This is a genomic window from Colwellia sp. (assembly GCF_013214175.1).
In the GTDB taxonomy this organism is placed as follows: domain Bacteria; phylum Pseudomonadota; class Gammaproteobacteria; order Enterobacterales; family Alteromonadaceae; genus Colwellia.
The window spans coordinates 153926-167879 of record NZ_JABSPA010000006.1 but is presented as its reverse complement, the minus strand read 5'-3'; the positions used below and the strand labels follow the sequence as shown (position 1 = coordinate 167879).

At 39.0% G+C, this 13954-nt stretch carries 12 protein-coding genes; 10 read left to right on the top strand and 2 right to left on the bottom strand.

The annotated features are described in order from the left end of the window. Positions 1 to 65: 65 nt before the first annotated feature. From HRT55_RS15055 to HRT55_RS15010, 10 genes are all read left to right on the top strand, one after another. Positions 66 to 689: a sigma-70 family RNA polymerase sigma factor gene (locus HRT55_RS15055; RefSeq protein WP_291622575.1), complete on the top strand. Its 624-nt coding sequence runs from the start codon at positions 66 to 68 to the stop codon at positions 687 to 689. Then, a complete protein-coding gene (locus tag HRT55_RS15050; protein ID WP_291622573.1) occupies positions 682 to 1389 on the top strand; it encodes a hypothetical protein in 708 nt (235 codons plus the stop codon). The genes HRT55_RS15055 and HRT55_RS15050 overlap by 8 nt, the downstream gene beginning before the upstream one ends. 462 nt (positions 1390 to 1851) lie before the next feature. Beyond that, a complete protein-coding gene (gene glyA / locus HRT55_RS15045) occupies positions 1852 to 3111 on the top strand; it encodes a serine hydroxymethyltransferase (protein ID WP_291622571.1) in 1260 nt (419 codons plus the stop codon). Between the two features lie 339 nt (positions 3112 to 3450). Continuing rightward, on the top strand, positions 3451 to 3948 hold the full coding sequence (gene nrdR, locus HRT55_RS15040; protein WP_291622569.1) for a transcriptional regulator NrdR: 498 nt from the start codon (positions 3451 to 3453) through the stop codon (positions 3946 to 3948). Between the two features lies 1 nt (position 3949). Further along, entirely contained in the window at positions 3950 to 5230 is a 1281-nt protein-coding gene (gene ribD / locus HRT55_RS15035) for a bifunctional diaminohydroxyphosphoribosylaminopyrimidine deaminase/5-amino-6-(5-phosphoribosylamino)uracil reductase RibD (protein WP_291622567.1), read from the top strand. A gap of 12 nt (positions 5231 to 5242) precedes the next feature. Next, positions 5243 to 5929, top strand: a complete 687-nt coding sequence (locus HRT55_RS15030; protein ID WP_291622565.1) for a riboflavin synthase — start codon at positions 5243 to 5245, stop codon at positions 5927 to 5929. Between the two features lie 180 nt (positions 5930 to 6109). Then, entirely contained in the window at positions 6110 to 7219 is a 1110-nt protein-coding gene (gene ribB, locus HRT55_RS15025; protein WP_291622562.1) for a 3,4-dihydroxy-2-butanone-4-phosphate synthase, read from the top strand. Between the two features lie 245 nt (positions 7220 to 7464). Further along, positions 7465 to 8610 (top strand): hypothetical protein, encoded by a 1146-nt coding sequence (locus tag HRT55_RS15020; protein ID WP_291622772.1) that lies wholly within the window; start codon positions 7465 to 7467, stop codon positions 8608 to 8610. A 7-nt stretch (positions 8611 to 8617) separates the two neighbouring features. Next, a complete protein-coding gene (locus HRT55_RS15015; RefSeq protein ID WP_291622560.1) occupies positions 8618 to 9406 on the top strand; it encodes a PepSY domain-containing protein in 789 nt (262 codons plus the stop codon). Further along, entirely contained in the window at positions 9393 to 10160 is a 768-nt protein-coding gene (locus tag HRT55_RS15010; protein ID WP_291622558.1) for a PepSY domain-containing protein, read from the top strand. The genes HRT55_RS15015 and HRT55_RS15010 overlap by 14 nt, the downstream gene beginning before the upstream one ends. 221 nt (positions 10161 to 10381) lie before the next feature. Here HRT55_RS15010 and HRT55_RS15005 read toward each other — a convergent pair whose 3' ends face one another. Together HRT55_RS15005 and HRT55_RS15000 are read right to left on the bottom strand one after the other, a co-directional pair. Continuing rightward, positions 10382 to 10591 carry a cold-shock protein gene (locus tag HRT55_RS15005; protein ID WP_011041587.1) on the bottom strand — a complete coding sequence of 70 codons (210 nt, stop codon included), beginning with the start codon at positions 10589 to 10591 and terminating at the stop codon, positions 10382 to 10384. 474 nt (positions 10592 to 11065) lie between these two features. After that, entirely contained in the window at positions 11066 to 13936 is a 2871-nt protein-coding gene (locus HRT55_RS15000; protein ID WP_291622770.1) for a valine--tRNA ligase, read from the bottom strand. Positions 13937 to 13954 lie beyond the last annotated feature (18 nt).

The following is a 13954-nucleotide window of genomic DNA, read 5'->3' as shown; positions in this document are numbered from 1 at the left end:
ACTGCTCTTGTTGACGTGAATTATGATGGCAGTGATGATTAAATGATGATCCATAAGCAAGTATTATGTTAAATTCTGGTAAATTAATATTATCAAAAGCACAATTAGCCTTTGCTACGACTAAGGAAATTGACTGCCAGGAAAGCGAATTGGATCATCATTACTTTGTCGATCACCAAGCACTATTCACCCAGTGGATGAGGGAGCACGAAAAACTGCTGCGTCATATCATTACCGGTTTTGAGGCAAAAGTTGCTATTCAGGATGAACTGTTTCAAGAGATCGCTTTAAATATTTGGCGTGCTTTGCCCAAGTTTCGTCAAGACTCGGCGGTGAAAACCTTTGTCGCGCGTATTGCTCATAATGTATTAGCGACTCATGTGGCCAAAGCGGTGAAAACGATTAAAGCAGATCAAGACTTGAGTACCATGAGTATGGAGGCAGAAAAAGATCAACATCAACCTACGCCCTATCAATCACTCAATCAGAGCCAGCGACAGCAAAGATTAGCCGATGCTATTCGTCAGTTAAAGCTTGAACAGCAACAAGTGATCACACTAGCATTAGAGGGGATGAGCTATCAAGAAATAGCAGATATTTTAGTTATAACGACCAATTTAGTTGGTGTGAGATTACAACGCGCTAAAACATCATTAGCACAGTTGTTGGAGGGATCAGTAAATGGATAAATCAATATTGGACAATGAAGATACATCGTCGGTAGAGCCCAATAAACTAGACGCCGAACATAGTATTATTGTTAAAACAAAATCGATTGATGTACTTTCATTACCTCAAAAAAACACCGAGCCAGAACATCCACCAACAGATGAGCAACCACTTGATGAACAGTGGCTGGCACTTAGCCAAGATTGGCAAAGTCAGCCCTATGAAAAAACAGATATTCAAGCGCTATTAAAGCAAACTAAAAAGCGTACCTTACTTGCTAAATCTTTATTAGCTATTGATGTAATCGCTACAGTTGCTCTTATCATTGCGCTATTAATCGGCTTGTATCAAGGCGATTGGGGCACTGCTACCATTGCTTATCTTACTTTTGGCAGCCTAGGCTCGGTAATATTTGTTTATTATGAAATTAAAATACGTTTACGTATATGGCAGCATTGCTGTGATAGTCCTGATAAAGCCGTTGCTAATGCAGTTTCAGGGATTGAATCTTCAATTAAATATATAAAATTAATTAAACTGTCGTGTTGGTTTCTGCTGCCTGCCGTCAATTGGTATATTTATGCCATGATGGCAGAATCAGAGAAGTCACCTTGGCCACCTTTTATCTTTATCAATATTTTTATTTTAACTATGTGGTTAATTACCCACTGGTTCCACAAAAAACGTGATAAAGAATTATCACAATTTGACGCTATATAGCAATTTATAAAGTAGGGTTAAAATAGCCGGTGAAATAGCAAATAACGTTAAGACATAAAACGGCACTACTGAGTAATATTCGGTAGTGCCGCTTTTATTTCAACAGTGTAATATTCTTCATGTCATTGTTGAAATATTTGCACATTACTTTATTCTGTTGTTAATTGTTCGGGTAATTCATTTGTTTCCTGTATTATATTCGTTGTAACTTGGTTTTTTATTAGTTATAGTTTGTTCACTTGCTTGTATGCGAAATTTAATTAAATACTAAGCGAGAATGCTTAACCCATTACGCTATAAAGCAGTGCTAAATGCACTAAAGCAAAGGCGTTTTGCCGTGTACATAGTCATAAAAATCAGGCAAAATACCGCCATTAATTTTTGTGTGTTCTAATCAACTTTTTGTAGAGGTTATTAGAGCATCGTTTGCAGCCTTGGGCTGAAATACTTAAGGAATAAACCATGTTTACTCGTGATATGAATATTGCTGAATTTGATCCAGAACTTGCTCAAGCAATAAGCAATGAAGTTGTTCGTCAAGAAGAGCACATTGAGTTAATCGCTTCTGAAAACTACTGTAGCCCACGTGTTCTTGAAGCACAGGGTTCTCAACTTACCAATAAATATGCTGAAGGTTACCCTGGCAAACGTTATTATGGTGGTTGTGAATATGTTGATGTTGCTGAGCAATTAGCCATTGACCGCGCTAAAGAATTATTTGGTGCTACCTACGCTAACGTGCAACCACATGCTGGTTCACAAGCTAACGCAGCAGTTTTCCAAGCTTTAGTTTCACCAGGCGGTAAAGTGTTAGGTATGAGCTTGGCTCATGGCGGTCACTTAACTCATGGTTCACATGTAAGCTTTTCTGGTAAATCATATGAAGCTTTTCAATACGGTTTACACCCAGAAACTGGCGACATTGATTACGAAGAATTAGAGCGTTTAGCTTTAGAACACAAACCAGAAATGATTATCGGTGGCTTCTCAGCATTCTCAGGTGTTGTTGACTGGGCACGTATGCGTAAGATTGCTGATAAAATTGATGCTATCTTCTTCGTTGATATGGCTCACGTTGCAGGTCTTATCGCTGCAGGTCTTTACCCAAGCCCATTGCCACACGCACATGTAGTAACTACTACTACCCATAAAACATTAGCTGGCCCACGTGGCGGTTTAATTGTTTCAGCTTGTGATGACGAAGCTATTTACAAAAAGCTTAACAGCGCTGTATTTCCTGGTGGCCAAGGTGGCCCATTAATGCACATCATTGCAGCTAAAGCAGTAGCATTTAAAGAAGCATTACAGCCTGAGTTTAAAGTTTACCAGCAAGGTGTTTTAGATAACGCTAAAGCTATGGTAGCGGTATTACAAGAACGTGGTTACAAAGTTGTTTCTAACGGTACTGAAAACCATTTATTACTTCTTGATTTAATCGATAAAGATATCACCGGTAAAGATGCCGATGCTGCTTTAGGTAAAGCAAACATTACAGTAAATAAAAACTCAGTACCAAACGATCCACGTTCTCCGTTTGTTACTTCTGGTCTACGTTTAGGTACACCAGCGATCACTCGTCGTGGTTTTGCTGTAGAAGAAACTAAAGCGTTAACTGGCTGGATTTGTGACATTCTTGATGACATTAATAATGAAGACGTTATTACGCGTGTTCAAGGTCAAGTTAAAGAGTTATGTAGCCGTTTCCCGGTTTACCAAAAGTAATCAGATAGTACTTAAGTCAGCATAACTTGTTGCTGTAAGAAAAAATTTAGGCGTCAAAAGTACTCATTGACTAACGTCAACTCCGTGCTTTTTCCTTTAAATTGAGCCTTACAGCTTAAAGCTATTACTGACTTGCTATAACGAGTGTCTGGTAAAGTAAGCTAGTAGTTAATGAACGTCATTGCCGAAGTCTTTTCTCGGCAGTATTTACGAGTACTCAGTTTATTTAGCTTAATCACTTGTTTTATATTAAAATGGTCGCCTTGAGCGGCCATTTTTCGTTTTTTGTTCACTAACTTACCGCTTATATCTTTTAGCTTTAAATTTCGAAGGTAATCCATGTATTGTCCATTTTGTTCAGCTAATGACACTAAAGTCATAGATTCACGTTTAGTTTCTGGCGGTCATCAAGTACGTCGTCGCCGTGAATGCTTAGCTTGTCATGAGCGTTATACCACCTTTGAAAATGCTGAGTTGGTTATGCCACGTATTATTAAACGTGATGGTAGCAGAGAGCCCTTTAACGAAGATAAGATGCGTAGTGGTTTATCCCGCGCCCTAGAAAAACGCCCGGTTAGCATGGAACAAATAGAGCTAGCTGTTAATAAGTTAAAATCACAAATGCGTGCTACTGGCGAGCGAGAAATCACTAGTGAAATGCTCGGTGACTTGATCATGGCACAATTAAAAGAATTAGATAAAGTCGCTTATTTACGTTTTGCTTCCGTGTATTTATCATTTGAAGATATCAGTGAGTTTGCAGATGAGATAATGCGCTTAGGTAAAGAAAAAAACGGTAAGACAAAAAAAACTAAACAAGTGAAAGCCGTAAAATAATATGAAAGCTAATGTGGCGAATAACAAGCGAGTTTCTCCGGAACAAAGGTCTACTGAGCAAGACTTTACCGACCAAGACAAGCATTTCATGGCTCAGGCTATTGAATTAGCTAAAAAGGGCCACTTTACCACTTCACCTAATCCGAGAGTGGGTTGTGTTCTCGTTAGTTATCATAATGGCGTTGGCAAAATTATTGGTGCTGGCTATCACCAAATAGCAGGACAGGGTCATGCTGAAGTTAAGGCTTTAATTGATGCAAAGATAAATCATGCTTTTTTAATCAAGGGCGCTACCGCGTATGTAACGTTAGAGCCTTGTAGCCACTTTGGTCGAACACCGCCGTGTGCACAAGCTTTGATCGATGCTGGCATTAGTCATGTTATTGCCGCTATGGTTGACCCTGACTCTCGTGTTTCAGGTAATGGTTTAGCTATGCTAAAGCAAGCCGGTATCAAGACGAAATCCGGTTTGTTAGAGCAAAGTGCAAGAGCACTTAACGTCGGTTTCATTCATCAGAGAGAAAATAAGCTTCCTTATGTACGTTGTAAATTGGCCGCTAGTCTAGATGGCAAAACTGCCATGGCCAGTGGTGAAAGTAAATGGATAACCTCAACTGAAGCACGCCAAGATGTACAACGTTTAAGAGCACAAAGTTGTGCGATTATTTCGGGTGCTGATTCCATCATATTCGATAATGCGAAAATGACGGTACGTTGGTCTGAATTAGGTGAATTAAAAAATAGCTATGCAGAAGATACGCTCCGTCAGCCAGTACGTGTTGTTATTGATAGTCAAAATAGATTAACGCCAAACCTCGCTTTATTCGAATATGAATCACCAATTTTAATCATTCATGGTGTATCAAATGGCATAGTTAATGACAAAGTTGAAAATAAACTTGAAGTAAATCTTGAAAACTTACCAAAATGGCCTCATTTCGTAGAACATGTGCAATTGCCTATGGTAAAAAATGCACAAGGTAACTTAAAAATAGACTTGCCGGCTTTGTTAACATTGTTAGCAAAGCGAGGGCTCAATGATATTTTAATTGAGTCAGGCGCACAGTTAAGTGGTGCCTTTATTGAGCAAGACTTAGTTAACGAACTTATTCTTTATCAAGCACCTAAGTTAATGGGTAGCGATGGTAAAAGTTTAGTGGCAATGCCGACAATAGCCAAATTAAGTCAAGCTAAGGCATTAACCATTAGTGACATTCGTATGGTCGGTGGTGATATTCGCATCACCAGCCAACTAATACCAAACCAACAAACAAAAAATTAAATAGAGAAGTCTATGTTCACAGGAATTATCGAAGCGGTTGGTGCTATCAAGGCCATCAATGTTAATGCCCAAGGTGCTCGTTTAGTTATTGCTACTAATGGCTTGGACATGAGTGATGTTAAACTGGGTGACTCCATTGCTACTAACGGTATTTGTCTTACCGTCGTTGATTTTAATAGCGGCAAAGGCAATGGCAGTTATAGCGCCGATGTATCTAATGAAACCTTACAGCGCACTGGCTTTGCTAGTTATAAGGTAGGTAGTAAAGTAAACCTAGAAAAAGCTATGCTAGCAAGTACACGTTTTGGTGGTCATATGGTTTCAGGTCATGTTGATGGTGTAAGTGAAGTATTAGCCATTAATAACAATGGTAACAGTATTGAATACTGGCTTAGTATGCCAAGCGATTTAGCACATTATATTGCTGAAAAAGGCTCAGTCACCATTGATGGTACCAGCTTAACGGTAAATGCCCTTGCTGAAAATGGCACTAAAGGTAAGTTTCGACTAACAATAGTGCCGCACACAGTAAAAGAAACTATCTTTGCCGACTATCAAATAGGCACTAAGGTTAACATTGAAGTGGATTTAATTGCTCGCTACCTTGAACGTTTACTGACTAAAAGCGAACCAAATGAGCAAACACCAAAGTCGAACATTAGTGAAGCTATGTTATTGAAAGCGGGCTTTATCAAGTAGCCAGATTTTACGGTAAAATAAAGAGTTAAGTAAAGAATTAAGCTCAGTACATAATTAACGTTAGTTATAGTCAAAATAAGTAAATGATGGCTGTATATAAATTATGAACTCATTAAAATATAACAAATATGCACAGTTAAAATGGCGCTAACAAAATAGCTAGCCATCAAAGAGGCCGAAATGAATTTAAATACCCCACAAGAAATCATCGCAGACATCGCCTTAGGTAAGATGGTTATTTTAATGGATGATGAAGACAGGGAAAATGAAGGCGACTTCATTATGGCTGCTGAAGCCGTAACCCCAGCTGCAATTAACTTTATGGCAACTCATGGTCGAGGCTTAATTTGTATGCCAATGAGTCGTGAAAAATGTGAAATATTAAAAATACCTTTGATGGTAGATAAAAATGACGCGCAATTTAGTACTAATTTTACCGTGTCAATTGAAGCTGCTACTGGTGTAACAACAGGTATTTCTGCTGCGGATCGTGCTACTACGGTACTTGCTGCTGCTCATAAAGGTTCAACACATCTAGATATCGTCCAGCCTGGTCATATTTTTCCTTTAATTGCTAAAGATGGCGGCGTGTTAAATCGTGCCGGTCATACTGAAGCGGGTGTTGATTTAGCCCGCATGGCGGGTTTTGAGCCAGCTGCTGTTATTGTTGAAATTTTAAATGAAGACGGCACCATGGCGCGTCGACCTGATTTAGAGGTTATCGCGCAAAAGCATGATATTAAAATGGGCACTATTGCCGATTTAATCGAATTTAGAAATGCGACTGAAACCACTATTGAGCGTGTTTCTCAATGTAAATTACCCACTGCTTTTGGTGAGTTTGATTTAACCGTGTTTAAAGACACTATCGATGGTCAAGCACACTTTGCCTTAACTAAAGGTGAAATTAAAGCTGACGAACCTACGCTTGTTCGTGTTCATCTAGAAAATACTTTCCGTGACTTGTTATTCAGTCAGCGTGAGAGTGTGGCGACTTGGCCTATGGCAAGTGCCTTAGAAAAAATTGCTAAAGAAGGCGGCGTTTTAGTATTACTCGGCAAGCATGAATCTCCAACTGAGTTGATTAACTTAGTTGAAAAATATGCCAAAATTGATGGCGGTGAAGTGGTTAAAGAAATTAGCCGTCATGTTGGCTCACGTAACGTTGGTGTCGGCTCACAAATACTGGCTAACTTAGGCGTAAGTAAAATGCGTTTATTAAGTTCACAAACCAAGTATCACTCACTGTCTGGCTTTGGCTTGGAAGTAGTTGAATATATTGCTGACTAGAGCATTGCAGATTAGTTAATCACACTCAATAGCTTATTAAATGGCGCTATATGTTTACAACATATAGCGCCATTTTTGTTATGTGTTACTTTTAATATCAGATAACAAGTTTATTTCAATATTGTTCATGGCATTATGGTCTAAATAGATATTATAAAAGGTTCATCATGAAGTTATCTTTCCCGCCATTCACTGCGTTTATTATTGCAACGACAACAAGCTTTATAACTAGTGCTACAAGCTCTATGCAAAGTGCTAACAATGAACTTACCATTGAAGAGTTACGAGTAGAAAAAGCACAGCAAGCAATGCCTATGCTCAATGATTACTTTGATTGGTCTTTTTTCAAAAGTAGCTGGGTAAAACTAAGTGATTTTTCAATTGCACATCGTGCCATGAATCAACTTGGTGATGAGCTTTGGCAATATAGTAAGCAGCAAGCACAAAATGGAAAATTAGTAGATGATAGACCTTTATACTGGACCAGGTTATCCATTCATTCTTACGTTAAATCTCTGAAAAATAACTTTACTCAAGCTGAACTGGAAAGTTTGCTAGAAAGCTTTGAAAAGAGCTCTCGCGGTTATAGTGATATGGGTTATGTAAAACAGGCTGATAAACGCATATTTTTAACGGGTTTTGATCCCTTTCTGCTTGACCGAAACTTAAAGCAATCTAATCCATCGGGTTTGGCGGCTTTGTTACTTGATGGCAAAGTTATTAAATACCAAGGCATAATCGCAGGAGTAAAAACAACAATCACCGCAGAAATCAATACTGCTATGGTGCCTGTACGTTATGAAGACTTTGATCAAGGTGAAATAGAAAGTTTACTGGCGCCTTTTTATGCTCTCAATAGTGTCGATTTGATTACTACCATCTCAATGGGGCGCAGTGATTTCGATTTAGAGCACTTTCCAGGTTTGAGACGAAGCTCTACTGCGCCAGATAATGTCAATGTGTATACTGGCGCGAATAAAACCAATCCACTAGTACCTAGCTTACTTAAATCGCCGTTGCTAGGTGATGAATTTGTACTGTTTACTCTGCCTTATCAGGCGATGATGAAAGCTAAAGGTAAGTATAAAATTAATGATAACCGCGGCGTGACTATACTCGTATCTGGAAAGGCTGAATCAGGTAAAGCAGAAGATATTACCGCTAACAACCTAGCAGAGCTTAGCGATAAAATATCTGTGCAAGGCGGCGGTGGTGGCTATCTCTCCAATGAAATTTCTTATCGAAGTATTGTGCTGCGCAACAAGCTCGGCTCAACCATTCCCACAGGTCATATTCATACCCCGCGTATTAGTGGTTTTGATGAAAATACCAATCAAGCAATCATTGCGCAAATAGAAGCCATGTTAGTACAAGCCTTAACCGAAATTTAGGACTCTAATGCCATTACATCGAAATAGTCGAAAATATCATAAATGGTTAATGTTATTCATTGGCTTACAGTTTGTTGTCTGGTCTGTTTCTGGCACCTATATGGTACTAATGGATATTGATTATATTCATGGAGACTCGTTAGTTGTAGAGCAAAAGAAAACCATAGCGCCTGAGCTAGTTAGTTATAGTTTTAAGCAGCTATTAGCAGAACATCCTCAGGCAAGTAAAATTAAGCTTGGTTTAATGTTAAAGCAAGCTGTTTACCGTTTTAACATCAATAAAAAGCTAGTAACAATTTCTGCCAAAGATGGTCAGCAACTCTCGCCGATAAATGAACACTTAGCGACTGAAATTGCTAAACAAAATTACGCCAATAAAGTTGCCGTGATAACGACTGTTAAACTGATCACCGAAAACCCACCACGGGAGTTAAGTGCTCGTCATTTACCGGTGTGGCGCGTTGAATTTGATGACTTTGTCAGTCCAAGTTTTTATATTAGTGCTAACTCAGCTCAGCTGGTGACCAAGCGACATAGCTTCTGGCGAATATTTGACTGGATGTTTGCTTTTCATGTTATGGATTATGTTGATGAATCACCGGACAATAAACTACTTCGAATTGTTTCTATAGTCGCTTTTATTGCCAGTATATTTGGCCTAGTACTGACCTACTATCGTCTAGCGCCTGCGCAGAATAAGCGTAGAAAAAGAAAGCCTCGTAGAGTTAAGCTAAGTCAATCCGATCCAAAGCAAACCTCCAAAGCAAAGTTAGGGGCAGTTAATGAAAAAACCTAATAAAAAGAGCTCGAAACTCTTTAAGTTATCAACAATCAAGTCTCTTCATAAATGGTTATCGTTACTGGTCTTTATTCAGTTATTTATTTGGCTTGGCACCGGCATATTTTTTAACTGGATGGATCATGACAAAGCGAGTGGCAATCATTATAGACAAGCAGTGGTTAAGCAAGATATTGAACATATTCGCTTGCTTGACCCTCAAGCGGTGTTAAAAGCCACTCACCTACCTGCGAGCGAAATCACCTTAGTTCAGCGACTTGGTCAGCCGTATTACCTATTAACCCATGATAAAGGCTTATATAAGCATTTTGACAGCGACTTTAGCTTAGTTGATGCATATACCGGAGTCACACTTGAAATTGATAAGACGGTGGCATCAGCGCTTGCTCGAGCGAGCTACAACGGAACGGCTAAGGTAAGTACAGTATTAGCTGTTGAACCACCCATTGAAGACTTTTTAAAAGAGCAGAATAGCTTGTGGCAAGTTAATTTTTCCGATGAGCTAAATACCAGTGTTTATATTAATGCCAGCTCTGGTCGATTAGTCGGGCACAGTAATGAAGACAAACGTTTTGTTGATTTCTTTTTTATGCTGCACTTTATGGATTACGCTTTGTTTGGGCAAGACGCTGTTGGCGGTTTTAATAATTGGCAGATCATCTTTTTTGCCTTATTAACCTTGCTGTTTTGTTTAACAGGTTTGATCTGGACTTTGGAGTTATTAATAAAAGGACGTTATAAGTTTAAGTAGAAGCTATTAAGGAGTCTTTGGCTGTAGGTCTATTGAGTGTCAAGGCAGTAGAGTTTTATAGAATAACTATGGAAGCTAAGCTCTAACGAGCTAACGTTGCAAAGGTAATAAAGCAGCGTTTAAATCGAAAAGGTAGGGCAGAAATAAAGTAACAGGTACAAAAAAACGAAGAACGAGTAAAACTCATGCTTCGTTTTTTTAGCTTAGCTTATAAGTTAAACTTATACAGCTAGTACGTTTTCTGCTTCAGGGCCTTTTTGACCTTGTTTAACAGTAAAAGTAACTGCTTGACCGTCAGCTAGAGTACGGAAACCGTCTCCAGAGATAGCGCTGAAGTGAACAAACACGTCAGGACCATTTTCTTGCTCTATAAAACCGAAACCTTTAGTTTCGTTGAAAAATTTAACTTTACCAGTAACTGTATCAGACATACTAACATTTTCCCGTAGTCATAAAATAATAATGTGGCTCTATTCCAGAATGGATAGAAACCGTTTTCACCCGAGTAAATGCCCTCTACCAAAAAGTACAGGAAGAGGAAGGAACAAACCATATTCGACACAAATAATGCTTCAAACAACAGTTTGCATTGTTTAAAATCTGTCTGTGTAGAATAATCAAGTATATCAATACACTAAAGTGTATAAGATAGAAAACCTACAACAAAAGTCAGTATAAACCTTCATCTGCAACGCAAGAACTCAACGCAAAAGCAGTCTAGCATAGTTATTTTTAATATGCTTTATAAAAAATTAGATTAGTTCAACATTTCTGCGTTTTATATGAGACTAGCTATCAAAGCTAGTGGAAGTGTAGTGATAAGACATATTAGCTGAGAGTTAAATAAAAAAGTGACAACTAGTTAGACCAGTTGTCACTTTTTTAAACTTGAGCAGTGTTGTGAACTATAGCGCAGCTATTTGTTCTTTTTGCTCCAGCATTTTTGCTAATGCAGATTCAGCCTCGGCCAATTTAGCTTTTTCTTTTTCGATAACAGCTGCAGGAGCTTTATCGACAAAATTAGCATTAGCCAGTTTACCACGGGTTCTTGCCGCATCTTTTTCAAGCTTATCCATCGCTTTATCTAAACGGGCCAATTCAGCTTCTTTATCGATTAAGCCTGCCATTGGGATAAGTACTGATAAATCACCGACAACAGCGGATGCTGAGGCAGGACCTTGTTCGTTATCAGCGAGTACGGTAATACTTTCTAATTTAGCGAGCGTTAATAGGAATTGCTCATTGTCGCTTAAACGACGTTGGTCATTTTCGCTAACGTTTTTAAGTAATACTGGAATTGCCTTGCTTGGTGATATATCCATTTCGCCACGGATATTTCGAATAGCAACTATAAATTGTTTTACCCACTCTAAGTCGTCAATCGCTTGTTGATCACATTTGCTCTCATCAAATTGAGGGAAAGCTTGAATCATGATTGAATCACCAACTTTGTCAAAATCACTTAATGGCTGTACACGTTGCCAAATAGTTTCGGTGATAAATGGCATAATTGGGTGCATTAAGCGCAATAAGCTTTCTAGTATGTTCACTAAGGTATGGCGAGTACCGCGTTGTTGTGCTTCATTACCTTTGAATAATACCGGTTTAGTAAGCTCTAAGTACCAATCACAAAATTGGTTCCAGGTAAATTCATACAAAGCTTGTGAGGCAAGATCAAAACGATAAGTATCAAAGGCTTCGTGAACCGTTTTTACTGTTTGTTCGAACTGGCCTATGATCCAACGATCAGCAAGAGATAATTCCATTTCGCCAGGTGCGCCGTTTTCTGAAGCTTGACCACAATCGAACTCCTCGGTATTCATCATTACATAACGACTAGCATTCCATAATTTATTGGTGAAGTTACGGTAACCTTCAAGACGTTTCATGTCCCAGCTAATATCACGGCCGGTAGTCGCAACTGAGGTTAAGGTGAAACGTAGCGCATCAGTACCGTGTGCTTCAATACCGTTCGGATATTCTTTTTTGGTCAGTTTTTCAATTTTCTTGGCAAGTTTTGGCTGCATCATATTGCCGGTACGTTTTTTCAATAAGTCTTCAAGAGATATACCGTCAATCATATCTAATGGATCAACCACATTACCTTTTGATTTACTCATCTTATCGCCATTTTCGTCACGAATAAGGCCAGTCATGTAAATCTTTTTGAAAGGAATTTGTGCTTTGCCATTTTTATCTTTGTTAAAGTGCATGGTCATCATGATCATGCGGGCAACCCAGAAGAAAATAATATCAAAACCTGTTACCAAGACATCGGTAGGATGGAAGGTTTTTAAATCTTCAGTTTCTTTTGGCCAACCTAGCGTTGAGAAAGTCCATAAAGCTGATGAGAACCAAGTATCAAGCACATCCTCGTCTTGTCTTAATTTCATCTCAGCAGCAATGTCATTGTTTGCGCGTACTTCTGCTTCGGTGCGACCAACATACACTTTACCGCTTTCGTCATACCAAGCTGGGATTCTATGTCCCCACCATAGTTGACGTGAAATACACCAATCTTGAATGTTGTTCATCCAAGAAAAATACATATTTTCATATTGCTTAGGTACAAATTCAATTTGACCGTCTTTAACGGCTTCAACTGCAGGGCCTGCTAATTTTTCAACACGTACATACCATTGGTCAGTAAGAAGTGGCTCAATGATAACGCCGGATCTATCACCGTAAGGTGCAACTAAATCATGGTCTTTAACTTCAACCAATAAACCTAACTCGTCAAACTTAGCAACGATAGCTTTACGGGCAACAAAACGATCCATACCGGCGAATTCGCTTGGCAATTCAGTGCTGTAAACATCAGATTTTTCGCCTTTGCTATCATAAACTTCAGCGTTAGCTAAAATAGCGGCATCTTTATCTAAGATGTTTATTTGTGGCAAGGCGTGACGTTTACCAACTTCATTATCATTAAAGTCATGTCCAGGGGTGATTTTTACACAACCCGTGCCTTTGTCCATATCGGCATGGTCATCACCAACTATTGGGATTAAACGATTTACTAACGGTAATAAAATCTGTTTACCAATTAAGTCTTTATAACGAGGATCGTCTGGGTTTACTGCAACACCCGTGTCGCCAAGCATAGTTTCAGGTCGAGTGGTCGCTACCACTAAATAATCAAGACCATCGGCTGTTTTTGCACCATTAGCAAGCGGGTAACGCAAGTGCCACATGTGGCCTTTTTTATCTTTGTTTTCAACTTCTAAATCTGAAATAGCGGTATGGAATTTAGGATCCCAGTTTACTAAGCGTTTACCACGGTAGATTAAGTCGTCTTCAAATAAGCGCACAAATACTTCTTGTACTGCTTCAGACATACCTTCATCCATAGTAAAGCGTTCACGAGTCCAATCGATAGAGTTGCCTAAACGGCGCATTTGTTTGCCTATAGTGCCGCCAGACTCTTCTTTCCATTCCCAGATTTTATCGATAAAACCTTCACGACCATAATCATGGCGCGTTTTATCTTCTTCAGCAGCAATCTTACGTTCAACTACCATTTGTGTCGCTATACCAGCGTGATCACAACCTGTTTGCCATAAGGTGTTTTTACCTTGCATGCGTTGGTAACGAATAAGCGTATCCATGATGGTTTGCTGAAAAGCATGACCCATATGTAAGCTACCAGTAACATTCGGTGGTGGAATAGCAATGCTGTAACTGTCACCTTCGCCTGTTGGGCTAAAGTAACCTTGCTCTTCCCAGCTAGTATAAAGGGACTGTTCAATGTCGGTAGGGTTAAAGGTTTTTTCCATCATTTTATCCGGTAATAG